Annotated in this window: 19 protein-coding genes; 11 read left to right on the top strand and 8 right to left on the bottom strand. The window is 71.5% G+C overall.

Translation table 11 applies throughout. From position 1 onward, the window contains the following. The first annotated feature begins 45 nt into the window (after window positions 1–45). The 3 genes from ACIO9J_RS39340 to ACIO9J_RS39330 all read left to right on the top strand — a co-directional run bounded on the left by ACIO9J_RS39340 (window position 46) and on the right by ACIO9J_RS39330 (window position 3998). Window positions 46–1278: an arginine deiminase gene (locus ACIO9J_RS39340; protein ID WP_402009992.1), complete on the top strand. Its 1233-nt coding sequence runs from the start codon at window positions 46–48 to the stop codon at window positions 1276–1278. Between the two features lie 155 nt (window positions 1279–1433). Further along, complete coding sequence (argF, locus tag ACIO9J_RS39335) at window positions 1434–2432, top strand: ornithine carbamoyltransferase (protein WP_402009990.1); 999 nt, start codon at window positions 1434–1436, stop codon at window positions 2430–2432. A gap of 117 nt (window positions 2433–2549) precedes the next feature. Then, window positions 2550–3998, top strand: coding sequence for an amino acid permease (locus ACIO9J_RS39330; RefSeq protein WP_402009988.1), 1449 nt, complete (start codon window positions 2550–2552; stop codon window positions 3996–3998). Here ACIO9J_RS39330 and ACIO9J_RS39325 read toward each other — a convergent pair. Then, complete coding sequence (locus ACIO9J_RS39325) at window positions 3970–4407, bottom strand: ATP-binding protein (RefSeq protein ID WP_402010038.1); 438 nt, start codon at window positions 4405–4407, stop codon at window positions 3970–3972. The two genes, ACIO9J_RS39330 and ACIO9J_RS39325, sit on opposite strands and share 29 nt — an antisense overlap. Window positions 4408–4794: 387 nt before the next feature. Here ACIO9J_RS39325 and ACIO9J_RS39320 point away from each other — a divergent pair, with 387 nt between their 5' ends. Both ACIO9J_RS39320 and ACIO9J_RS39315 read left to right on the top strand, forming a co-directional pair. Further along, window positions 4795–5622 (top strand): enoyl-CoA hydratase family protein, encoded by an 828-nt coding sequence (locus tag ACIO9J_RS39320; RefSeq protein ID WP_402009986.1) that lies wholly within the window; start codon window positions 4795–4797, stop codon window positions 5620–5622. Then, entirely contained in the window at window positions 5607–7916 is a 2310-nt protein-coding gene (locus ACIO9J_RS39315) for a bifunctional salicylyl-CoA 5-hydroxylase/oxidoreductase (RefSeq protein WP_402009984.1), read from the top strand. The genes ACIO9J_RS39320 and ACIO9J_RS39315 overlap by 16 nt, the downstream gene beginning before the upstream one ends. Window positions 7917–7920: 4 nt before the next feature. Here ACIO9J_RS39315 and ACIO9J_RS39310 read toward each other — a convergent pair whose 3' ends face one another. Both ACIO9J_RS39310 and ACIO9J_RS39305 read right to left on the bottom strand, forming a co-directional pair. After that, window positions 7921–8742 (bottom strand): PaaX family transcriptional regulator C-terminal domain-containing protein, encoded by an 822-nt coding sequence (locus ACIO9J_RS39310; RefSeq protein ID WP_402009983.1) that lies wholly within the window; start codon window positions 8740–8742, stop codon window positions 7921–7923. Between the two features lie 9 nt (window positions 8743–8751). After that, window positions 8752–10437: an AMP-binding protein gene (locus tag ACIO9J_RS39305; RefSeq protein ID WP_402009981.1), complete on the bottom strand. Its 1686-nt coding sequence runs from the start codon at window positions 10435–10437 to the stop codon at window positions 8752–8754. 109 nt (window positions 10438–10546) lie between these two features. Here ACIO9J_RS39305 and ACIO9J_RS39300 point away from each other — a divergent pair, with 109 nt between their 5' ends. From ACIO9J_RS39300 to ACIO9J_RS39290, 3 genes are all read left to right on the top strand, one after another. Further along, window positions 10547–11662: an acyl-CoA dehydrogenase family protein gene (locus ACIO9J_RS39300; protein ID WP_402009980.1), complete on the top strand. Its 1116-nt coding sequence runs from the start codon at window positions 10547–10549 to the stop codon at window positions 11660–11662. Window positions 11663–11774: 112 nt separating this feature from the next. Then, a complete protein-coding gene (locus ACIO9J_RS39295; RefSeq protein ID WP_402009978.1) occupies window positions 11775–12173 on the top strand; it encodes a RidA family protein in 399 nt (132 codons plus the stop codon). A 105-nt stretch (window positions 12174–12278) separates the two neighbouring features. Next, complete coding sequence (locus ACIO9J_RS39290; protein ID WP_402009976.1) at window positions 12279–13019, top strand: hypothetical protein; 741 nt, start codon at window positions 12279–12281, stop codon at window positions 13017–13019. An 82-nt stretch (window positions 13020–13101) separates the two neighbouring features. On the opposite strand, the gene ACIO9J_RS39285 is transcribed toward ACIO9J_RS39290, so the two are convergent. Next, entirely contained in the window at window positions 13102–14631 is a 1530-nt protein-coding gene (locus ACIO9J_RS39285; protein ID WP_402009974.1) for a helix-turn-helix domain-containing protein, read from the bottom strand. A gap of 93 nt (window positions 14632–14724) precedes the next feature. Then, window positions 14725–16656 (bottom strand): amidohydrolase, encoded by a 1932-nt coding sequence (locus tag ACIO9J_RS39280; protein ID WP_402009972.1) that lies wholly within the window; start codon window positions 16654–16656, stop codon window positions 14725–14727. Between the two features lie 95 nt (window positions 16657–16751). Here ACIO9J_RS39280 and ACIO9J_RS39275 point away from each other — a divergent pair, with 95 nt between their 5' ends. Both ACIO9J_RS39275 and acnA read left to right on the top strand, forming a co-directional pair. Then, window positions 16752–17813 (top strand): LacI family DNA-binding transcriptional regulator, encoded by a 1062-nt coding sequence (locus tag ACIO9J_RS39275; protein ID WP_402009971.1) that lies wholly within the window; start codon window positions 16752–16754, stop codon window positions 17811–17813. 186 nt (window positions 17814–17999) lie between these two features. Continuing rightward, window positions 18000–20714, top strand: a complete 2715-nt coding sequence (gene acnA, locus ACIO9J_RS39270) for an aconitate hydratase AcnA (protein ID WP_402009969.1) — start codon at window positions 18000–18002, stop codon at window positions 20712–20714. Between the two features lie 68 nt (window positions 20715–20782). Here acnA and ACIO9J_RS39265 read toward each other — a convergent pair whose 3' ends face one another. Next, window positions 20783–21163, bottom strand: coding sequence for a VOC family protein (locus ACIO9J_RS39265; protein ID WP_402009967.1), 381 nt, complete (start codon window positions 21161–21163; stop codon window positions 20783–20785). A 143-nt stretch (window positions 21164–21306) separates the two neighbouring features. Further along, window positions 21307–22881: an amidase family protein gene (locus tag ACIO9J_RS39260; RefSeq protein ID WP_402009966.1), complete on the bottom strand. Its 1575-nt coding sequence runs from the start codon at window positions 22879–22881 to the stop codon at window positions 21307–21309. A 122-nt stretch (window positions 22882–23003) separates the two neighbouring features. On the opposite strand from ACIO9J_RS39260, the gene ACIO9J_RS39255 reads away from it, so the two are divergent. Beyond that, on the top strand, window positions 23004–23414 hold the full coding sequence (locus tag ACIO9J_RS39255; protein ID WP_402009964.1) for a VOC family protein: 411 nt from the start codon (window positions 23004–23006) through the stop codon (window positions 23412–23414). A 40-nt stretch (window positions 23415–23454) separates the two neighbouring features. On the opposite strand, the gene ACIO9J_RS39250 is transcribed toward ACIO9J_RS39255, so the two are convergent. Further along, window positions 23455–24393, bottom strand: a complete 939-nt coding sequence (locus tag ACIO9J_RS39250; protein WP_402009962.1) for a zinc-binding dehydrogenase — start codon at window positions 24391–24393, stop codon at window positions 23455–23457. Window positions 24394–24406: the final 13 nt, after the last annotated feature.

Genomic DNA, 24406 nt, shown 5'->3' with positions numbered 1-24406 from the left:
CGATTGACCGCGCGTAGGCCGTCCGGCCGGGGAAAGATGGAACCCATGGGATTCCATGTCGACTCCGAGGCCGGGCGGCTGCGCCGCGTCATCCTGCACCGCCCCGATCTGGAGCTCAAGCGGCTGACTCCGAGCAACAAGGACGCCCTGCTCTTCGACGACGTCCTGTGGGTGCGCAGGGCCCGCCAGGAGCACGACGGATTCGCGGACGTGCTGCGCGACCGGGGCGTCGAGGTCCATCTCTTCGGCGATCTGCTGACCGAGACCCTGGAGGTGCCAGAGGCGCGGCTCCTCGTCCTGGACCGGGTCTTCGACGAGAAGGAGTACGGGCCGCTGGCCACCGGCCATCTGCGGATGGCCTTCGAGACGCTGCCGTCCGCCCAGCTCGCCGAGGCGCTGGTCGGCGGGATGACCAAGCGCGAGTTCCTCGCGGGCAACGCGGAACCGACGTCCGTGCGCTTCCACTGCATGGACCTGGACGACTTCCTGCTCGGCCCGCTGCCCAACCACCTGTTCACGCGCGACACCTCGGCCTGGATCTACGACGGGGTCTCCATCAACGCGATGCGCTGGCCCGCGAGGCAGCGCGAGACCGTGCACTTCGAGGCGATCTACCGGCACCATCCGCTCTTCCGCGGCGAGGGCTTCCACGTCTGGTCGCAGGGGCAGGCGGACTACCCCTCCACCATCGAGGGCGGCGACGTCCTGGTGATCGGCAGGGGCGCGGTCCTCATCGGCATGAGCGAGCGGACCACGCCGCAGGCCGTCGAGATGCTCGCGCACAAGCTGTTCGCGGCGGGCTCGGCGAAGACGATCGTGGCGCTCGACATGCCGAAGCGGCGCGCGTTCATGCACCTGGACACCGTGATGACGATGGTCGACGGCGACACCTTCACGCAGTACGCGGGGCTCGGCATGCTCCGCTCGTACACCATCGAACCGGGCGTCGGCGAGCGGGAGTTGAAGGTCACCGACCATCCGCCCGAGCACATGCACCGGGCGATCGCCGCGGCGCTCGGCCTCAGCGAGATCCGGGTCCTGACCGCCACCCAGGACGTGCACGCGGCCGAGCGCGAGCAGTGGGACGACGGCTGCAACGTCCTCGCGGTGGAGCCGGGCGTCGTCGTCGCCTACGAGCGGAACTCGACGACCAACACGCATCTGCGCAAGCAGGGCATCGAGGTGATCGAGATCCGGGGGAGCGAGCTGGGGCGCGGCAGGGGCGGGCCGCGGTGCATGAGCTGTCCGGTCGAGCGGGACCCGGTACCCGGGGCGTAGCCTCCGGATCAGGGGCTGCCTCCGGAACGGGGGGCGTGCCTCCGGAACAGGGGTCGCGCCGTCGGCTGCCAGGCGCGGACTCTGGCGCCTGTATATAAATGTGGAGCGTCGTATATAGTTTCAAGGTCCCCGTATCCGCATCCCAGGAGCGCCCCATGGCCACAGACCTCACCGGCCGCCACTTCCTCAAGGAGCTGGACTTCACCGCCGACGAGTTCCGCGGCCTGCTCGACCTGGCCGCCGAGCTGAAGGCGGCCAAGAAGGCCGGGACCGAGACGCAGCTCCTGCGCGGCAGGAACGTGGCCCTGATCTTCGAGAAGAGCTCGACGCGCACGCGCTGCGCCTTCGAGGTGGCCGCCGCCGACCAGGGCGCTTCGACGACCTACATCGACCCGGCGGGCTCGCACATCGGCACCAAGGAGTCCGCCAAGGACACCGCCCGGGTGCTCGGCCGGATGTTCGACGCGATCCAGTTCCGCGGGGACGCCCAGGAGACAGTCGAGACGCTCGCCGCCCACGCGGGCGTGCCCGTCTACAACGGCCTGACCGACGAGTGGCACCCCACCCAGATGCTCGCCGACGTGCTCACGATGACCGAGCACAGCGGCAAGCCGCTGACCGGGATCACCTACGCCTACCTCGGTGACGCCCGCTTCAACACGGGCAGCTCCTACCTGATCACCGGCGCGCTGCTCGGCATGGACGTCCGCATCGTCGCCCCCGAGGCGTACTGGCCCCCCGCGGAGATCGTCGCCAAGGCCCGGGAGCTCGCGGAGACCAGCGGCGCCCGCATCACGCTCACCGAGGACGTCCCCGAGGGCGTCGGGGGCGCCGACTTCGTCATCACCGACGTCTGGGTGTCGATCGGCGAGCCCAAGGAGATGTGGGCCGAGCGCATAGCGGCCCTCGCGCCGTACGCGGTGACGATGGACGTGCTGCGCGCCACCGGGAACGCGGACGTGAAGTTCCTGCACTGCCTGCCCGCCTTCCACGACCTGGGCACCACGGTCGCGCGCGAGATCCACGAGACGTACGGCAGGGAGTCCCTGGAGGTCACCGACGAGGTCTTCGAGTCGGCGCACTCCGTCGTCTTCGACGAGGCCGAGAACCGGCTGCACACCATCAAGGCGATCCTCGTCGCGACGCTGTCCTGACCTGCGACAACCCCGTATTCGGCAGACACTGGTGGGGCCGGAACACCACATCCGGCCCCACTGGCACGCGGCCCCACCCCCGGCCGCCCCAGCACCACCAGAAACGAGAACCACCCCATGAGCCCCACGAGTACCACCGGGCTTCGCATCAAGTCCCCCGAGCAGCTCGTCGCCGAATCGGGGGCGGACCTCGAAGGCCACGGCCTCAAGCGCACCATGGGGCTCTTCCAGCTCGTGTGCTTCGGCGTCGGAGCCATCGTCGGCACCGGGATCTTCGTCGGCCTCTCCGACTCCGTCGCCGAGGCGGGCCCCGCCGTCGCCATCTCCTACGTCCTGGCCGCCGTGACCTGCATCTTCACCGCGTTCTCGTTCGCCGAGCTGGGCGGCGCCATCCCGGTCTCCGGCAGCTCGTACTCCTTCGCGTACGCCTCGCTGGGCGAGCGCACCGCGTTCCTGGTGGGCTGGTGCCTGCTCCTGGAGTACGGCGTCTCGGTCTCCGCCGTCGCGGTGGGCTGGAGCCAGTACCTCAACGAACTCCTGAACAGCCTCACCGGCTGGGAGCTGCCCACCGCCCTGTCCGCAGGGCCCGGCGAGGGCGGCGTCGTGAACCTGCCCGCCGTGGTCGTCATCCTGCTCGCCGCGACCCTCCTGGTGCGCGGCATCCGGGAGAGCGCGGGCGCGACGGCCGCGATGGCCGTTCTGAAGATCGGCATCCTGCTGCTCTTCCTCGCGATCGCCTTCTCGGCGTTCGAGGACGGCAACCTCACGCCCTTCATGGGCGCGGGCGTCTCCGGCATCACCGCCGGCGCCTCCCTCGCGTTCTTCTCCTTCATCGGCTTCGACGCGGTCACCACGGCGGGCGAGGAGGTCAAGAACCCGCGGCGGAACATCCCGCTCGCGATCATGATCTGCATCGGCGTCGTGACCCTGCTCTACGTCGCGGTGGCGCTCGCGGCCATCGGCGCGATCGGCTCGGACGCGGTCGCCGACAAGCCCGCCGCGCTCTCCCTGATCGTCAACCAGGTCACCGACTCGACCGTCGGCGGCGGCATCATCGCCTTCGGCGCGGTCGTCGCCATCGCCTCGGTGGTGCTCGCCGTGATGTACGGCCAGACCCGCATCCTGATGTCGATGTCCCGCGACGGCCTGATGCCGCGCGTCTTCGAACGCGTCTCGCCGAAGACGTCCACGCCGGTGGCCAACACCTGGATCGTCGCGGCCGTCGTCGCGGTCCCCGCCGCCTTCTCCTCGCTCGACGTGGTGGTCAACCTGACCACCATCGGCACCCTGGCGATCATGGTCGTGGTGAACGTCGCGGTGATCGCGCTGCGGCGTTCGAGCCCGGGTCTCAAGCGCACCTTCCGGGTGCCGTTCTACCCGCTGAGCCCGGTCCTCGGCGTCGGCTTCTGTCTGTATCTGATCTGGGGCACCGGCTGGTCGACCTGGCTCCAGTTCGCGGTGTTCGTCGCGGTCGGCGCCGTCGTCTACGCCCTCTACGGCCGCGGTCACTCGCGGCTCGGCAGGGGAGAGGCGCCGGTCAGTGCCGGTGCGTCCCGGGGAGCGTGAACCAGACGGCCTTGCCGGACTCGGTGGGCCGGTGACCGCAGGACGAGCTCAGGGTGCGGATGAGCAGCAGCCCGCGCCCGTGCTCCTGCCAGGGGTCGGGCTCGCCCGCCAGGGGGTCGGTCAGATCGCCGGGCGGCAGCGGATTGGAGTCGTGGACCTCGACCTGGCAGCCGGTCGGCAGCAGCTCGATGACCAGCTCTATGGGGTCCTGCCCCGCGGTGTGCTCGACGGCGTTCGCGACCAGCTCGGCCGTGAGCAGCTCGGCGGTGTCGGTGTCGGCGGACGACTCGATGTCGGTGAGCGCCGTACGGACCAGAGCGCGCGCGACGGGCACGGCTGCCGTGGTGTGGGGCAGCGCGATGCGCCAGGAGGCGGGAGAAGGAGGTTCGTGCAAGGCGGGTCCGTTCAGGGCAGCAGGCGGTCCTGGTCCTGCTTTCAACCGTACGAATCTTAAGCGCTATGTCGACAGGGGCGACGGTCGGGCATTTCCGGGACGTCCGGCCCTGATGCGACCCGTGAGACAAGACGCGCATACCGGGATGTGCGTTCCCTTTTCGGCGGGCAGGGTTGCCGGGCGCCCAAAGTCGCCGGGCGCCCAAAGGGGCGCGGGGCTGTGACATGTGCGGCTTCGCCGCGTGGGCGCGGACAAGCCCCGACGCACCCACAGTCGTAGGACGGCATGGCGCGGCATGTCCCACGTATCGCGTACTCGTGACGACAGTCACGGAGGAGTGATACCTTCGAAATGCAGCGAACTCCGGAGGACCCCGCCCCAGGCCGAGGAGGCCGCACCCTCATGAGTCCCTTCACCGGCTCCGCGACCCGCACCCCCGACTGGCGGCATCTGCGCCTGGCCGTCGAGGACGGCGTCGCCACGGTCACCCTCGCCCGTCCCGACAAGCTCAACGCGCTCACCTTCGGCGCCTACGCCGACCTGCGCGACCTGCTCGCCGAGCTGTCCCGCGACAAGTCCGTGCGGGCCCTCGTGCTCGGCGGCGAGGGGCGCGGCTTCTGCTCGGGCGGCGACGTCGACGAGATCATCGGCGCGACGCTCGCCATGGACACCGCCCAGCTGCTCGACTTCAACCGGATGACGGGCCAGGTCGTCCGCGCCCTCCGCGAGTGCCCCTTCCCGGTGGTCGCCGCCGTGCACGGCGTCGCCGCGGGCGCGGGCGCCGTCCTCGCCCTCGCCGCCGACTTCCGGGTCGCCGACCCGTCCGCGAAGTTCGCCTTCCTCTTCACCCGCGTCGGCCTCTCCGGCGGCGACATGGGCGCCGCCTATCTGCTGCCTCGCGTCGTCGGCCTCGGCCACGCCACCCGCCTGCTGATGCTCGGCGAGCCCGTCCGCGCCCCGGAGGCCGAACGGATCGGCCTCATCAGCGAGTTGACGGAGGAAGGCAAGGCCGCGGAGGCCGCGGCCACCCTCGCCCGCAGGCTCGCCGACGGGCCCGCCCTCGCGTACGCCCAGACCAAGGCGCTGCTCACCGCCGAACTGGACATGCCGCTCGCCGCCGCCGTCGAACTGGACGCGGCGACCCAGGCCCTCCTGATGAACGGCGAGGACTACGCCGAGTTCCACGCGGCCTTCACCGAGAAGCGCCCGCCGAAGTGGCAGGGCCGGTGAGCGCCCCGGCGGGCCGGGGACCCGCGCACCGGATCGCCGTCGTCGGCGGCGGCCCCGGCGGGCTCTACGCCGCCGCGCTGCTCAAGCGGCTCGACGCGGACCGCGAGATCACCGTCTGGGAGCGCAACGCGCCGGACGACACCTTCGGCTTCGGCGTCGTCCTCTCCGACGAGACGCTCGGCGGCATCGAGCACGCCGACCCCGTCGTCTACGCCGCGCTGCGGGACGAGTTCGTGCGCTGGGACGACATCGACATCGTGCACCGCGGCACCCGGCACACCTCGGGCGGCCACGGCTTCGCCGCGCTGGGCAGGCGCAGGCTCCTGGAGATCCTGCACACGCGCTGCCGCGACCTCGGCGTCGAGCTCCGCTTCCGTACCGAGGCGCCGCCCGCGGCCGAGCTCGCCGCCGCGTACGACCTGGTCGTCGCCGCGGACGGGGTGCACAGCGCCACCCGCGACGCACACGCGGAGGCCTTCGGCCCCGACCTCACCACCCACCGCTGCCGCTACATCTGGCTCGCCGCCGACTTCGCCTTCGACGCGTTCCGCTTCGAGATCGCCGAGACCGAGCACGGCGTCATGCAGCTGCACGGCTACCCGTTCTCGCCGCACGAGTCCACCGTCATCGTCGAGATGCGCGAGGAGGTCTGGCGCGCGGCGGGCTTCGACGGGCTCGACGAGCAGGAGTCCACCGAGCGCTGCGCCAAGATCTTCGCCGACGCGCTCGGCGGCCGCTCCCTGCGAGGCAACAAGTCCGCCTGGATCAACTTCCGTACGGTGGTCAACTCCCACTGGTCGTACGGCAACACGGTCCTCATCGGCGACGCCGCGCACACCGCGCACTTCTCCATCGGCTCCGGCACCAAGCTCGCCGTCGAGGACGCCCTCGCGCTCGCCGCCTGCCTCCAGGAGCAGCCCGGCATCCCGGCCGCGCTCACCGCGTACGAGGCGGAGCGCCGCCCCGTCGTCGCCTCCACGCAGCGGGCCGCGCGCGCCAGCCTGGAGTGGTTCGAGCGGCTGCCCGACTACCTGGACCAGCCGCCGCGCCAGTTCGCGTTCAACCTCCTCACCCGCAGCCGCCGCGTCACCCACGACAACCTCCGGCTGCGCGACGCCGGCTTCACCCGCGCCGTCGAGCGCGACTTCGGCTGCCCCGAGGGCACGCCGCCCATGTTCACGCCCTTCACCCTGCGCGGTCTGACCCTGCGCAACCGCGTCGTGGTCTCGCCGATGGACATGTACTCCGCGGTGGACGGCGTCCCCGGCGACTTCCACCTCGTCCACCTGGGCGCGCGGGCCCTCGGCGGCGCGGGCCTGGTGATGACCGAGATGGTCTGCGTCAGCGAGCACGGCCGCATCACCCCGGGCTGCGCCGGGCTCTACACCGCCGGACAGGCCGAGGCCTGGCGGCGGATCACCGGCTTCGCGCACGCCCAGGCACCCGGCACCGCGATCGGCGTGCAGCTGGGTCACTCGGGCCGCAAAGGCTCCACGAAACTGATGTGGGAGGGCATCGACGAGCCGTTGCCCGAGGGCAACTGGCCGCTGTCGGCCGCGTCCCCGCTGCCGTACCGCCCCGACAGCCAGACCCCGCACGAACTCTCCCGCGCGGGACTCACCGAGATCCGCGAACAGTTCGTCGCGGCGGCCCGCCGCGCCGCGCACGCGGACTTCGACCTCCTCGAACTGCACTGCGCCCACGGCTACTTGCTCTCCGGCTTCCTCTCCCCGCTGGCCAACCGGCGCACGGACGCCTACGGCGGCCCGCTCGTAAACCGGCTCCGCTTCCCCCTCGAAGTCTTCGACGCGGTACGGGAGGTGTGGCCGCGCGACAAGCCCATGACGGTCCGCGTCTCCGCCACCGACTGGGCCGACGGCGGCACCACGGCCGAGGACGCGGTCGGCATCGCCCGCGCCTTCGCGGCCCACGGCGCCGACGCCATCGACGTCTCCACCGGTCAGGTGGTCGCCGACGAACGCCCCGCGTACGGCCGCTCCTACCAGACCCCGTACGCCGACCGGATCCGCAACGAGACGGGCATCCCGGTGATCACGGTCGGCGCGATCTCCTCCTGGGACGACGTCAACTCCCTGATCCTGGCCGGCCGCGCCGACCTCTGCGCCCTGGCCCGCCCGCACCTCTACGACCCCCACTGGACCCTGCACGCGGCGGCCGAACAGGGCTACACCGGTCCCGGCGCCACCTGGCCCACCCCGTACGGCGCGGGCAGCCGCCGCCCGCAGACCGGCCGCACCGACGCACCGAAGCAGCGCCTGACGCTGGGAAGCTGACGCCTCAGGGCGCGGCGGTCACGAACGCCGCGCCCGCCTCCCGCAGCCACCCGTCGAGCTCCGCGAACACCGCGGCCGAGCGGGCGCCCGGCCAGCCGTCGGGAAGCAGCTCAGGGGGCAGTCCCGGGTCCGCGTACGGCAGTTGGCGCCAGGAGTCGAGCGCGAGCAGATAGTCCCGGTACGCCTCCTGGGGCGAAGGGGGAGCGCCGCGCCGCTGCTCCCAGGAGCGCAGCACCGGCTCGTGCCGGTCGAGGAACGCCTCGTGCTGCTTGGCGATGGCGGACAGGTCCCACCAGCGCCCGACGGCCTCCGTGGTCGGTGCGTAGCCCAGGTGCTCGCCGCGGAACAGGTCGACGTACGGGGCGAGTTGGAGGCGTTCCAGGGTGTGCCTGGTCTCCTCGTAGAGATGCGCGGGGGCGATCCAGACACCCGGGGCCGCCGTGCCGAAGCCGAGGCCCGCGAGGCGGGAGCGCAGCACGTGCCGCTTGTGCCGTTCGGACTCGGGCACGGAGAACACGGCGAGGACCCAGCCGCCCGCGCGCGCCGCGTCGGGGGCCGCGCCGTAGATGCGGCGGTCGCCGTCCTCCAGGAGCTGGCGGGCGTCGGGGGACAGGTCGTAGCCCGCCGCGCCCGACGCGGTGCGGGCGGGCACCAGGAGGCCCCTGCGCTTGAGCCGGGACACCGACGAGCGCACCGACGGCGCGTCGACGCCGACCGGCGCGAGGAGGCGCACCAGTTCGGCGACCGGCACCGGGCCCGGTGCCGCCCGGCCGTAGGCGCCGTAGAAGGTGACGATCAGGGATCGTGGAGTGTGCTGCTCGGACACGTGATCACTCTACGGGCGACCGGGGTCCTTCGGCGGCGCCGTGTCCCGCGCCACAGCGGGCGCCGCCTCCCCGGGCGGCTGCGCCCGCAGCCGGAACCGCTGGAGCTTGCCCGTGGGCGTGCGCGGCAGCGCGTCCAGGAAGACGAAGGCGCGCGGGCACTTGTAGGGGACGAGCTCCGCCTTCACGAAGTCGCGAAGCCGGTCCGGGTCCCTGGCCGCCCCCGCGCGCAGCACGACGTACGCCACCACGATCTGCCCGCGCAGCTCGTCGGCGCGCCCCACCACCGCCGTCTCCGCGATGTCCGGGTGGCGCATCAGGGCCTCCTCGACCTCGGGGCCCGCGATGTTGTATCCGGCGGAGATGATCATGTCGTCGGCGCGTGCGACATAGCGGAAGTAGCCGTCGGTGTCGCGGACGTAGGTGTCCCCGGTGACGTTCCAGCCGTGCCGTACGTAGACCTGCTGGCGCGCGTCGGCGAGGTAGCGGCAGCCCACCGGGCCGCGTACGGCGAGCAGCCCCGGTTCGCCGTCGGGCACCGGCGCCCCGGACTCGTCCACCACGCGCGCGTGCCACCCGGGCACGGGCAGTCCCGTCGTGCCGGGCCTGATCGCCTCGTCGGCGGCGGAGATGAAGATGTGCAGCAGCTCGGTGGCGCCGATACCGTTGATGATGCGGTGCCCGGTGCGTTGGTTCCAGGCCTGCCAGGTGCCCGCGGGCAGGTTCTCGCCGGCCGACACGCAGCGGCGCAGCGAGGAGATGTCGTACGCGTCGAGGTGGTCGAGCATCGTGCGGTACGCGGTCGGCGCGGTGAACAGGACCGTCACGCCGTGCTCGGCGATCGCGGGCAACAGCTGCTTGGGGCCCGCCTGTTCGAGCAGCAGCGAGGCGGCGCCGAAGCGCAGCGGGAAGATGACGAGACCGCCGAGCCCGAAGGTGAAGCCGAGCGGCGGACTGCCGGTGAAGACGTCGTCGGGGCCCGCCTTGAGCACGTGGCGCGCGAAGGTGTCGGCGATGGCGAGCACGTCGCGGTGGAAGTGCATGCACCCTTTGGGGCGGCCCGTGGTGCCGGAGGTGAACGCGATCAGGGCGACGTCGTCGGCCGCGGTGTCCACCGCTTCGTAGTAGGCGGGCTGCCGGGCGGCGCGCACGAGCAGGTCGTCGGGGCCCTCACCGGCGTACGTGGTGATGCTGAGCCCCGGTATCCCCGCCTTGATCAGGTCGTCGACCGCCCTGATGTCGCACAGCGCGTGCCGCACCTCGGCGATCTCGCACATCGTGGCCAGCTCCTGCGCGCGCTGCTGGGCCAGCACGGTCACGGCGACGGCGCCCGCCTTCATCACCGCGAGCCAGCAGGCCGCGAGCCAGGGCGTGGTGGCCCCGCGCAGCAGCACCCGCTGGCCCGGCAGTACGCCCAGTTCGTCGGTGAGCACGTGCGCGACGCGGTCGACGTGGTCCTGGAGCTGCCCGTACGTCCAGGCCGTGCCGTCCGGCGCGAGGAAGGCGGGCCGGTCGGCGCCGTGCCGCTCCACGGTGCGGTCCAGGAGCTCCGCGCCGCAGTTCAGCCGGGCGGGGTAGTGCAGTTCGGGCCGGTCGTGGACGAGGGCGGGCCACTGTTCGCGCGGCGGGAGATGGTCCCGGGCGAACGTGTCGACGTGTCCGGACGGTGTCAGCCCTGGGATGCCGATGGATGCCATGGCGGGGGTGCCCCCTTGCCTGCCGGTCGGGCGCTGTGGTGGGCTCGCCCCACGAGCGTATCGTGATGGTGACGACAGTCAACGGTGCGCGATAAAGGAGGGGCCCGGGATGACGGCATTCTCGCTCAATCCTGACCAAACCGCCCGATGTGCGGAGCTGCGCACGCTGGCCGCCGAGCGGCTGCGCCCGTTGGCGGAGAAGGGCGATCCCGGCCATGTGAACCGCCCGCTGGTCGCGGCGCTCGGCGAACTCGGCCTGCTGGAAGGCCTGTTCACCTCCGGCGCCCTCGACCTGTGCCTGATGCGCGAATCCCTCGCCTACGCCTGTACGGAGGCCGAGACCGCCCTCGCCCTCCAGGGCCTCGGCGCCCATCCGGTGCACGCGCACGGCTCCCGGGCGCAGCGCGAGCGCTGGCTGCCGCAGGTCCGTTCGGGGCACGCGGTGGCCGCCTTCGCGCTCTCCGAGCCGGGCGCCGGCTCGGACGCGGCGGCCCTGGCCCTCGCGGCGGCACCCGACGGCGCCTCGGGCGACTGGCGCCTGACCGGGGAGAAGTGCTGGATCTCGAACGCCCCCGAGGCCGACTTCTACACCGTCTTCGCCCGTACGGCACCGGACGCGGGCGCCCGCGGTGTCACCGCGTTCCTGGTCCCCGCCGACCGCGCGGGCCTGACCGGCACCCCCCTCGACATGCTCTCCCCGCACCCGATCGGCGCGCTCGCCTTCGACGGCGTGCGGGTCGGCCCCGACGACGTGCTCGGCGAGGTCGACCGCGGCTTCCGGGTGGCCATGACGACCCTGAACCGGTTCCGGCCGAGCGTCGGCGCGTTCGCCGTCGGCATGGCGCAGGCCGCGCTCGACGCGACGCTGGCGCACACCGCCGAACGGGACGCGTTCGGCGGTAAGTTGAAGGACCTCCAGGCCGTCGGCCACCAGATCGCCGAGATGGCGACGCGGACGGAGGCGGCCCGGCTGATGGTGTACGCGGCGGCGTCCGCGTATGACGCGGGGGCGTCGGGGATCGCACGCCGTGCCGCCATGGCGAAGTTGCTCGCCACGGAGACCGCGCAGTATGTCGTCGACGCGGCCGTCCAGTTGCACGGGGCGCGTGCGCTGTGCCGGGGACATCTCCTTGAGCATCTGTACCGGGAGGTGCGGGCGCCCCGGATCTATGAGGGGGCCAGTGAGGTGCAGAGGTCCATCATCGCGAAGGAGTTGTATGGCTGAACTTGTCGCGCGACCGCGGGCCGTCCCCGGCCGGTCGCGCCTACGCGGCGGAGCCGCACATGTCAGAGCCCCGCGCCCCTGTCCGTACCGTGCCTGCCCAGGAGTTCAGTGAATGTCCCTGCACCGCGTCAATCCCCCCGAGCTCTCCCCGCCCACCGGCTTCTCGCACGCCGTCGCGGCCACCGGGTCCCGGCTCGTCTTCCTCGCCGGGCAGACCGCTCTCGACGAGGCGGGCAAGGTCACGGGTGCCACCCTGCCCGAGCAGTTCGAGGTGGCGCTGGCCAATCTCCTGACCGCGCTGCGGCACTCCGGCGGCACCCCCGCCGACCTCGCCCGCGTCACCGTCTACGCCACCGACGTCGCCGACTATCGCGCCTGCGCGCCCGAACTCGGCCGCATCTGGCGGGAGTTGGCGGGACGCGACTATCCCGCGATGGCGGTGATCGGCACGGTCCGCCTCTGGGACGAGCAGGCCATGGTGGAGCTGGACGGCGTGGCCGTGCTCGACTGAACGGGCCATGTGAGACCGGTGAATTGCTGGGTACCTGATGACGACCGCGGCCATCGGGGTCGCGGGGAATCGGGACGTCCAAGCGTTCCCCTGGAGGGTGACCACGTGCGCGCCAGCAAGATTTCGGGTGTCATCGGGATCACGCTGCTGTCGGCGGCTCTGCTGACCGGCTGCGGCGACGACGGCGACGGCGGCTCGGACAAGCCGTTCGCCGAGGACAGCGCGGACCAGATCGCGGCCAAGGCGGTCGAGGCCACCAAGGGCGCCGAATCCATGCGCCTCAAAGGCGACATGAGCCAGTCGGGCAAGTCGGTGAGCATGGACCTCGCGGTCGACCAGGCCAAGAACTGCGAGGGCACCATCGACACGGACGGGGCCAAGGCCGATGTGCGGCACACCGACGCCGCGCTCTACTTGAGGGGCAACGAGCAGTACTGGAAGGCCGCGCTGAAGAACAAGCCCGGTGCGGACAAGGTGCTCGCCAAGGTCACCGACAAGTGGGTCAAGATGCCCGCCGACGACGCCTCGACCGCCGGGATGTGCGACAAGCAGGGCCTGGTCGCGTCGATGGACGAGAACAAGTCGGAGCGCAAGGGGCTGAAGAAGGGCGACACGACGTCCATCGACGGCAAGGAAGCCATCGCCCTGACGAAGAAGACCGGCGGCGAGACCCACACGATCTACGTCGCCACGGAGGGCAAGCCCTACATCCTGCGCACCTCGGTCAAGGGCGGCGACAAGCCCAACGAGGCGACGTTCAGCGACTACGGCAAGCCCGTGAAGCCCGAGGTGCCGGGCAAGGACGAGACGGTGGACATGAAGGAACTCGCGGCCTCCGGCCAGTAGGCGGCCGGACCGGAACGGCCGCCCGCACCCGGTGCGGGGTGCGGGCGGCGCACGTTCAGGGTGACGCGGGATCCCAGGGGGCTCAGATGTCCCGGAACGTCTCGATCTGCGCGCCCACCGAGTTCAGCCGCTCCGCCAGCTCCTCGTAGCCGCGGTTGATCACGTAGACGTTGCGCAGCACGGACGTGCCCTCCGCGGCCATCATCGCGAGCAGCACGACCACGGCGGGCCGCAGCGCGGGCGGGCACATCATCTCGGCGGCGCGCCAGCGGGTGGGGCCCTCGACGAGGACGCGGTGCGGGTCGAGCAGCTGGAGGCGCCCGCCGAGCCGGTTGAGGTCCGTCAGGTAGATCGCCCGGTTGTCGTACACCCAGTCGTGGATCAGCGTCTTGCCCTGCGCCGCCGCGGCGATGGCCGCGAAGAAGGGGACGTTGTCGATGTTCAGGCCGGGGAACGGCATCGGGTGGATCTTGTCGATCGGCGCCTCCAGCTTGGAGGGCCGGACCGTGAGGTCGATCAGGCGGGTGCGGCCGTTGTCGGCGGGGTACTCCGCCGTGCGGTCGTGGTCGAGCCCCATCTCCTCCAGGACCGCCAGCTCGATCTCCAGGAACTCGATCGGCACGCGGCGCACGGTGAGTTCGGACTCCGTGACGACGGCGGCGGCCAGCAGGCTCATGGCCTCGACCGGGTCCTCGGAGGGGGAGTAGTCGACGTCGACGTCGATGTCGGGGACGCCCTGCACGGTCAGGGTCGTGGTGCCGATGCCCTCCACCTTGACACCGAGCGCCTCCAGGAAGAAGCACAGGTCCTGGACCATGTAGTTCGACGAGGCGTTGCGGATGACCGTCGTACCGGCGCTGCGGGCCGCGGCGAGCAGCGCGTTCTCGGTGACGGTGTCCCCGCGCTCGGTGAGCACGATGGGGCGGTCGGGGGAGACGTCGCGCGCGACCTCGGCGTGATACAGCCCCTCGGTCGCCGCGATGTCCAGACCGAACCGGCGCAGCGCGATCATGTGCGGCTCGATCGTGCGGGTGCCGAGGTCGCAGCCGCCCGCGTAGGGCAGCTTGAAACGGTCCATGACGTGCAGCAGCGGACCGAGGAACATGATGATCGAGCGGGTGCGGATGGCCGCCTCCGCGTCGATCGCGTCCATGTCGAGCTTGGCGGGCGGCACGATCTCCAGGTCGACGCCGTCGTTGATCCAACGGGTGCGCACGCCGATGGAGTTGAGCACCTCCAGGAGGCGGTAGACCTCTTCGATGCGGGCGACGCGGCGCAGCACCGTGCGGCCCTTGTTCAGCAGGGACGCACAGAGCAGCGCCACGCACGCGTTCTTGCTCGTCTTGACGTCGATGGCGCCGGAGAGCCGGCGGCCGCCGACCACCCGCAGGTGCATGGGCCCGGCATAGCCGAGCGACACGATCTCGCTGTCGAGCGCCTCGCCGATCCGGGCGATCATCTCAAGGCTGATGTTCTGGTTGCCGCGCTCGATGCGGTTGACGGCGCTCTGGCTGGTGCTGAGCGCCTCGGCGAGCTGCGTCTGTGTCCAGCCCCTGTGCTGCCGGGCGTCACGGATGAGCTTGCCGATGCGTACGAGGTAGTCGTCTGCCATGCGTCGTAGGTTATCTCAGATATGAGATGACACACGCGCTGGGGTAGGCCATATGAGGAGCGGCCGTTCGGGGGGCCTTTCCCGCACGGGAGTTCAGCCGCAGCCGCACGAGGCGTGCCGTCCGCCGTGCACCGACGCGTACGACGTGGGCCGGGGCCCCGCCGCCGCCCGCGTCACTCGGGCGGCGGCCGCGCGACCTGCCGACGACTCGGCGTCGTGCACCACTGTGCCTCCGACGAGCGTCAGGCGCACCTCGACCGAACTGATATCAGCCACCGGACACCGCGTCACATCCCTGTCGAGCAGCACGAGGTCGGCTGCTTTTCCCCTCTCCACGGTCCCGGTGACATGCTCCATGCGAAGTTGACGCGCGGTGCCCGCGGTGTGCATGAGCAGGGAAGACGTACGGCTGAGACCTTCCTGTGCGCGATAGAGGTCGCCCCCGCCCTCCATCCCCTCGCGGTCGACGGCGGTACGGATCTGGTTCCAGACCTGTAGGGGGTCGACCGGCCAGTCCGAGCCACCCGCGAGCGCCGCGCGCCGCTTCTGGAGACTGCGCGCCGGGTACTGCCACCGGTGGCGTGCGGCGCCGATGTAGGGCAGCAGTGCGTCCATCGTCCAGGTGTTGCGGGCGGCCCACTGGAGCTGCATGCAGGCGACGACGCCGAGTTCGGCGAAGCGCGGCAGATCGGCGGGGTCGACCAGCTGGAGGTGGGCCGTGGTGTTGCGGAGATCACGGCGGCCCGTCTTGCGCAGGGCGTACGCGTAGCCGTCCAGCGAGGTGCGCACGGCGCGGTCGCCGATGGCGTGCGCGTGCAGCTGCCAGCCCTCGGCGTTGAGGGCCGCGGCGAGCCGCCCGTAGTCGGCCGCCGACACGTACAGGTCGCCGCGGTTGTCCGTGGGCCTGCCGTCCTTGTCGAGGTAGGGCTTCAGGAGCGCGGCGGTCTGCGCCGGGTACTCGATGACGCCGTCGAGGAAGACCTTGACCGTGCCGAAGCGCAGCCCGCGCACGTCCTCGAAGTCGGCGCGCAGGCCCTTGACGTAGGCCAGCGCGGCGGCCGGGTCCTTGGTCAGGTCGGTCTCCACGCGCAGGGCGGGCACGATGCGCTGGAGCAGCCGCCCCGACTCGGCCAGACGCTGATAGAGCTTCAGTTCGCCGCGCCCCACGACGGCTTCCATGAAGGTGGTGACACCGGACGCGGCGGCCTCCGCGAGGATTCTCGCGGCGGCATCCGCCAACCGGGTCTCGTCGGGCTCGGGGATGTGCCGCGACACGAGCGGCTGGGCGTCGTCCTTGAGCACTCCGGTCGGCTTGCCGTCCGAGCCCTTGACGATCTTTCCGCCGACCGGGTCGGGGGTCGACGAGGTGATCTTCGCGATGTCCAGGGCCCGCTGATTGGCCCACAGGTTGTGTCCGTCGCCGCCGCGCAGGGCGATCGGGCGGCGGGTCGGCAGGGCGTCCAGCAGGGCGTGGTGCGGGGCGGTGCCGTGCGGAAGGAGCCCGACCGGGTTCCAGTCCTCCACCACCAGCCATCCGTCGGGCTCCTGCTCCGCGGAGTCCTTCAGGAAGCCGGTCAGCGTCTTCTGGAGCTCCTCGACGGTCTGCTCGGCGCCGGCCAGCGAGGGCCGCAGCGACCTGCTCGCCGCGTCCATCGGATGCGCGTGCCCGTCGTGCACACCGCTCATGACGGTGCCGCCCCTGGCGTCCACGACCTCGGTGTCCCGCCCGATGTGCCGCCGCACCGCGGCGTCGGAGCCGACGGCGACGATCCGCCCGTCCCGCCCGACGGCGACGGCCTCGGCCCGCGCGTGCCCCGAAGTGCCGCTGAAGACACGGGCGTTGTGCACCACGAGCGCGGCGGACCTGCGCGGCGACGAGGCGGCGGCGGTCCCCGCCGTACCGACGGCGACGGCCGCGCCCGCGGCTCCCGCGGCGGCGAGCAGCCCCCGCCGGGAGAGCGGTCCCGAGGCCGCGGGGGGCGTGTCGGACGGGGGGAGCGGCGGGACGTTCGACGACGGGGACATGGACCACACTCCAACGCGTAGCGGTGACGGGTGGGTGGAACCCTCGACGAGTAATCCGTTAACCAGAACCCGCCGCCGACGACGGATTCCGTACGATGTGCCGCGTGCCAGGCCCGACTCTCGCCGACATAGCCCGCGCCGCGGAGGTTTCGACCGCGACGGTCTCGCACGCCCTCAACGGCACCGGCAGGGTCGGCGAAGCCACCCGGCGCCGGGTCCGCGAGACCGCGACCCGGCTCGGCTACGGCACCCCGGGGCCGCCGCGCAGCCGCACGCTCGGCATCGCCGTCACCACCTTCGCCACCGCCTGGAACTACGCGGAGGTCGCCTACTTCTCGCGCGCCCTCACGGCGGCCACCTCGGCGGCCCACGCACGCGGCTACGCCCTGACCACGCTGCCCGCCGACCGCGCCGCCGACGACTCCTGGCACAGCCTCGCCGTCGACGGCATGCTGATCATGGACAGCCCGCGCGGCGACCCGATGGTGCACGCGCTGCGCGCCCGCGGCATCCCGCTCGTCTTCGACGGCGTCCCCGGCGACCCGCGCCCTGGCGACCACTGGGTCGACAACGACCACGAGGCGACCACCCGCGAGGTCCTCGACCACCTCGCCGCCTCCGGCGCCCGCCGCGTCGCCCTCCAGTCGGGCAACGGGGACGAGCACTACGCGCGCGCGGTCACGGCGGCGTACGAGCGGTGGTGCGCGGAGCGCGGCGCGCCCGCGCTCGTCGTGCCCTTCGACGTGTCCGACGACCCGGGGCACGGCTTCGACGCGCTGCTGCGCGGCCGGGACCGCACCGACGCCGTGTACGCGGCGTACGACCCGGGCGGCCGCCAGCTCCTGGCCGCCGCGGCGAGGGCGGGGCTGCGCGTCCCCGACGAGCTGCGCGTGGTGTGTGCGAGCGAGGACCCCGGGTACACGTCGACCGAGCCGCCGGTGTCCACGGTGACCCTGGACCCGGAACGCACGGCGCGGGCCGCCGTGGGCCTCCTCGTGGATCTGGTGGAGGGCGGCGCGGTGGCACCGGGGGCGGGGCGCGCACCGGTCGTGGTGCCTGCGAGGCTGATCGTGCGCGCGTCGTCGAAGCCCGCGTCGTCGAAGCCCCGGCACGCGCGCGTGCCGGGGCCGCCCGGAGCGGGGCATGCCGGACTGTGAGCGGGCGCACCTCGTCGTCACGCCGGGTCATGTACTAGAGTTATCTCGACATCGAGATATCTGCCGAGGCGCACCAGAAGCCGCCACTCGGTAAGGGTTACCTAACTAAGCCTTACCTTAGCGGATCGACGAGGAGTCGTGGCGGCAGGATGTGACGGAACGCGCACATATATGAAGGAGACTGTCGTGTCGGCGAACAGCTTCGACGCCCGCAGCACGCTGCGCGTGGGCGACGAGTCGTACGAGATCTTCAAGCTGGACAAGGTCGAGGGCTCCGCACGCCTTCCCTACAGCCTGAAGGTCCTGCTGGAGAACCTGCTCCGTACCGAGGACGGCGCGAACATCACCGCCGACCACATCCGTGCCCTCGGCAGCTGGGACTCGCAGGCCCAGCCCGCGCAGGAGATCCAGTTCACGCCGGCCCGCGTGATCATGCAGGACTTCACCGGCGTGCCCTGCGTCGTGGACCTGGCCACCATGCGTGAGGCCGTCAAGGAGCTCGGCGGCGACCCGGCGAAGATCAACCCGCTGGCCCCGGCCGAGCTGGTCATCGACCACTCCGTGATCGCCGACAAGTTCGGCACCGCCGACGCCTTCGGCCAGAACGTCGAGCTGGAGTACGGCCGCAACAAGGAGCGCTACCAGTTCCTGCGCTGGGGCCAGACCGCCTTCGACGAGTTCAAGGTCGTCCCCCCGGGCACCGGCATCGTCCACCAGGTCAACATCGAGCACCTCGCTCGCACGGTCATGGTCCGCAACGGCCAGGCCTACCCCGACACGCTGGTCGGCACCGACTCGCACACCACGATGGTCAACGGCCTTGGCGTGCTTGGCTGGGGCGTCGGCGGCATCGAGGCCGAGGCCGCGATGCTGGGCCAGCCGGTCTCCATGCTCATCCCGCGCGTCGTCGGCTTCAAGCTGACCGGCGAGCTGAAGCCGGGCACCACCGCCACGGACCTCGTGCTCACGATCACCGAGATGCTGCGCAAGCACGGCGTCGTCGGCAAGTTCGTCGAGTTCTACGGCGAGGGCGTCGCCGCCACCTCGCTCGCCAACCGCGCCACCATCGGCAACATGTCGCCGGAGTTCGGCTCGACCGCCGCGGTCTTCCCGATCGACGGCGAGACGCTGAACTACCTGAAGCTGACCGGCCGTTCGGAGCAGCAGGTCGCGCTCGTCGAGGCGTACGCCAAGGAGCAGGGCCTCTGGCTGGACCCGGCCGCCGAGCCGGACTTCTCCGAGAAGCTGGAGCTCGACCTCGCCACGGTCGTCCCCTCCATCGCGGGTCCCAAGCGTCCGCAGGACCGCATCGTCCTGGCCAACGCCGCGCAGCAGTTCGCCGTCGACGTACGCAACTACGTCTCCGACGACGAGGAGGCCGGCAAGGAGTCCTTCCCGGCGTCCGACGCCCCGGCCGCCACCAACGGCATCCCGTCGAACCCGACCACGGTCACCGCCCCCGACGGCTCGACCTACGAGATCGACCACGGCGCGGTGACGGTCGCGGCCATCACCTCCTGCACCAACACCTCGAACCCGTACGTGATGGTCGCCGCCGCGCTCGTCGCGAAGAAGGCCGTCGAGAAGGGCCTGACCCGCAAGCCGTGGGTCAAGACCACCCTCGCTCCGGGCTCGAAGGTCGTCACCGACTACTTCGACAAGGCGGGTCTGACCCCGTACCTCGACAAGGTCGGCTTCAACCTCGTCGGCTACGGCTGCACCACCTGCATCGGCAACTCGGGCCCGCTGCCCGAGGAGGTCTCGAAGGCCGTCAACGACCACGACCTGGCCGTGACGTCCGTCCTCTCCGGTAACCGGAACTTCGAGGGCCGCATCAACCCCGACGTCAAGATGAACTACCTGGCGTCCCCGCCGCTGGTCGTCGCGTACGCCATCGCGGGTTCCATGAAGGTGGACATCACCAAGGACGCGCTCGGCACGGACCAGGACGGCAAGCCCGTCTTCCTCGCCGACATCTGGCCGTCCGAGGCCGAGGTGAACGACGTCGTCGCCAACTCCATCGGCGAGGACATGTTCAACAAGTCCTACTCCGACGTCTTCGCGGGCGACGCCCAGTGGCAGGCGCTGCCGATCCCGACCGGCAACACCTTCGAGTGGGACGCCGAGTCGACGTACGTCCGCAAGCCCCCTTACTTCGAGGGAATGGCGCACGAGCCGTCCCCCGTCGAGGACATCTCGGGCGCCCGCGTCCTGGCCAAGCTGGGCGACTCGGTCACCACCGACCACATCTCCCCGGCCGGTGCGATCAAGGCCGACACCCCGGCCGGCAAGTACCTCACGGAGCACGGCGTGCAGCGCCGCGACTTCAACTCCTACGGCTCGCGCCGTGGCAACCACGAGGTCATGATCCGCGGCACGTTCGCCAACATCCGCCTGCGCAACCAGCTCGCGCCGGGCACCGAGGGCGGCTACACCCGCGACTTCACCCAGGCCGACGCGCCGGTGTCGTTCATCTACGACGCCTCGCGCAACTACATCGAGCAGGGCACCCCGCTCGTCATCCTGGGCGGCAAGGAGTACGGCTCGGGCTCGTCCCGTGACTGGGCCGCCAAGGGCACCGCGCTGCTCGGCGTGAAGGCCGTCATCACCGAGTCGTACGAGCGCATCCACCGCTCGAACCTCATCGGCATGGGCGTCCTGCCGCTCCAGTTCCCGGAGGGCCAGAACGCCGACTCCCTCGGCCTGACCGGCGAGGAGACCTTCTCCTTCACGGGCGTCACCGAGCTGAACAACGGCTCGATCCCCCGCACGGTGAAGGTCACCACCGACACCGGCGTGGAGTTCGACGCGGTCGTCCGCATCGACACCCCCGGTGAGGCGGACTACTACCGCAACGGCGGCATCATGCAGTACGTGCTGCGCAGCCTGATCAGCAAGTAGGTCTGCCACAGCTGGTAGTTGAGGGCCCGCACCCCGGGTTGGGGGTGCGGGCCCTTACCTCTGCCAGGTCAGCCGCCGTACGGGACCGTGATCAGTTCCATCGCGTGGCCCGCCGGGTCCAGGAAGTAGACGCCCTTCCCGCCGTCGTTCCGGTTGATCTCACCGGGCTGCTTCTGGTGCGGGTCGGCCCAGTGCGTGATGCCGCGCTCGCCGATCTTCGCGTACGCCGCGTCGAACTCCGCCTCGGAGACGAGGAAGGCGTAGTGCTGCGGCGTGATCGATGCGGCGGGGATGGTGGCGAAGTCAAGGGTGACCGCGTTGCTCAGGGCCACCGCGATGAACGGGCCCCACTCACCGGTGATTTCGAGTCCGAGCAGGTCCGCGAAGAAGGCGGCCGATTCCCGGTTGTCCCGGGCGTGGACGATCGTGTGGTTCAACTCGACTGACAAGGAATGCCTCCAGAAGGCATCTCCCGACACCTCCATGCCTCACCCAGCCGGTGACCGACACGCGATGTCGCCGTGGATCTTAGGCGTGGCGACAACGCGGTGTCGAGCCCTGTGCGTCCGCCCCGTCGTGAAGGGGCCGTGGATCAGGAGTGGCCGGGGGAGTCCGTCGTCGGCAGGTAGCGCGGGGCGCGCCAGGCGTTCAGGCGGTGTTCCACCGCGGCGCCCAGGGACAGCAGGGCGGTGTCCTGGTGGTCGCCGGCCATCAGGAGTACGCCGACCGGCAGTTCCCCTACGGACCCCGCGGGCACCGAGAGGGACGGGTAGCCGGCGACGGCCGCCGGGGTGGAGGACGGGATGACGTCGTTGTCGCCGCGGGCGCAGTCCGTCGTCCAGGCGGGCGGGTTGGTGGGCGAGGCGATGGCGTCCAGGTCGTGGGCGGCCATGGTCTCGTCGATGGAGCGGCGCGAGAGGTCCTTCAACTCGGCGCGCATGGCACGGTACTTCGGGTCGGTGGTGGGCGGCGCCGCGAGAGCCTGCTCGAACAGTTCCTGGCCCGCGAAGCAGGTCTGTTCCGCCGGGTGGCTGCGGTTGAACTCGATCAGACCCGCGAGGTCGGCGGGACCCGTGCGCGTGCCGAGGTAGGCGTCGATGTCCCGGTGGAACTCACTGAGCAGCGCCGGGAATTCGAGTTCGGCGAGCCGGTCCTGGTACGGGGGCGTCACCTCGACGACCGTGGCCCCGGCCGCGCGCAGCTTCCGTGCCGTACGCGTCATCACCGCGTCCACGTCGGAGCCGAGCGAGGGCAGGCGCCACAGGCCGATCCGCTTGCCGCGCAGGCCGTCGGTCCGGGCGGCGCCGTCCGCGAAGCCCTTCATGTCGCCGCGCGCGCCCGCGCGGCCGCCGCTGAGCACCGAGAGCGTGAGCGCGGTGTCGGTCACGTTGCGCGCCATGGGTCCGGCGGTGTCCTGCTCGGCGGAGATCGGCACCACGCCCGACTGGCTGACCAGGCCGAGGCTCGGCTTGTGCCCGACGACGCCGTTCATCCCCGCCGGGCACACGATGGACCCATCCGTCTCGGTGCCGATCGCCACCTGTGAGAGCGACGCGGCGAGCGCGGCTCCCGAACCCGCCGACGAGCCGCACGGATTGCGGTCGAGCACGTACGGGTTGTTGGTCTGTCCGCCCACCGCCGACCATCCCGAAGTCGGCTTGGCGCCACGGAAGTTGGCCCATTCGGACAGGTTGGTCTTGCCGAGGATCACGGCCCCCGCGCGCCGCAGCCGGGTGACCAGCTCGGCGTCGGCGTCGGGCGGGCTCCCGGCGAGCGCGAGCGACCCGGCCGTCGTCGGCATGTCACGGGTGTCCACGTTGTCCTTGAGCAGGACCGGGATGCCGTCCAGCGGCCCGAGGGTCTTGCCGTGCCGGTGCCTGGCGTCGCTGGCCGCCGCCTGGCGCAGGGCCGTCGGGCTGGTGCGCAGCACCGCGTGGATACGGGGATCGACCTTCTCGATCCGGCGCAGATAGGTCCGGGTCAGCGACGCGGAGGTCAGCGATCCTTCGGCCATGCGTGCCTGTAATTCCGGGATCGTCACGGTGTCCAGATCGAACCCGGGCCCGGCGCCCTGCGCGCCGGTCCGCGCACCGGCGTGTGGTGCGCCCATCAGCAGGGACCCCGCGACGAGGGCGGCGGTCAGTGCGGCAATGCTTCTCTTTCCCATGCGGCTCAGCCGACTACAGGGTCACCTTCCGGCGCAAGGGCCGTCAGCAGCGTTTCGGCCGGTCGTGGAGACGATGCGAGAACGTGACGTTTGGACGGGTGGGCTCGTGTCAAGATCGCAGGATGTTGCGACTCACCGACTTCATTATCGACTGTCCGGACACGATGAAGCTGGCGGCCTTCTACTCCGAGGTGACGGGCCGCCCGGTCAAGGAAGGCAGTTCCGCGGACTGGGCCGGCATCCAGTTCGGCGAGATCGAGCTGGCGTTCATCCGGGTGGACGACTACCGCGCTCCGCAGTGGCCCGACACCGAACACCCCAAGCAGTTCCACCTCGACTTCGAAGTGGACGACATCGAGTCCGAACAGAGCCGCCTCCTCGCCCTCGGCGCGACGCTGAAGCAGGACTTCATCGGCCCCGAAGGCTACGGCTGGCAGGTCTACACCGACCCGATCGGCCACCCCTTCTGCCTGTGCCGCAACAAGGGCGTCGTCTGGACCGACCAGGGACCGGTCTGGCCCGAGCGCGGCTAGCGCGTGCCGGGCTCCCTCGCCCGTCCCTGCCGACGCCGGCTCAGCCCACGGTCAGGACCGCGTTGCCACGTACGCGGCGGCCGCGGAGGTCGGCGATGGCATCGGCGGTGCGGGCCCAGCCCCGGATCACCCCGATCTCCGGGTGCAGCCGGCCTCCGGCGACCAGGCGGACCAGGGCGGCGAGGTCCTGGCCGTAGGCGGCGTCCGACGTCGTGTAGTCGAAGTGCGCGATCCGGGCCTGGTTGGCGCCCTTGAAGAAGTCGAAGAAGTTCAGGGTGACGGGCTCGCGGCTGGCCTGGCCGAACCACACCAGCAGCCCGCCGGGGGAGAGCTTGGCCAGCGCGGCGGGCAGGCTCGCGCCGCCGACCGATTCCAGCACGACGTCGTAGGGGCCCGCGGCATCCTCCACGGAGGTGACCAGTTCGGCGGCGCCGAGCTCCAGGAGCTTCGCGCCGCGTTCGGCGGTCGCGGTGACGGCGGTGACAGCGGCGCCGGAGGCGGCGGCCAGTTCGGTGACGTAGTGCCCGACGCCGCCGCTGGCACCGGTGATCAGCACTCTGCGTCCGGGGAGCGGGCCCGCTGTGCGCAGCAACCGCAGCGCGGTGATGCCGGCGAGGGGGAGGGCGGCAGCGGTGACGGCGTCGACGGTGTCGGGCAGTTCGGCCAGGTCGGTGGTGGCCACGGCGACCCGCTCGGCCCAGCCGTAGGCGGGCGGGTGGGCGACCACCCGCGTACCGGAGGCCGGGCCGCTGCCGTCGGCGGCGGCCCGTATCACCGTGCCCGCCACATCCTTGCCCGGCCGCCAGCCCGCCCAGCGGCGGTCGAGGCCACCGTCGAGCTGGAAGGTCTCGCCCCGGTTGACGGAGAAGGCCTCGACCGCGACAACGGCTTCGTGGGCGGCGGGCTCGGGTTCCGGGGCCTCGCCGAGGACGACGGGCTTGACCGTATCGCCGGGCGTGCCGGGGAGGATCGCCTTCATGGGGTCGGGGCTC

This window comes from Streptomyces sp. NPDC087300, assembly GCF_044744425.1.
Lineage (GTDB): Bacteria > Actinomycetota > Actinomycetes > Streptomycetales > Streptomycetaceae > Streptomyces.
This window is presented reverse-complemented; position numbering and strand designations above follow the sequence as displayed.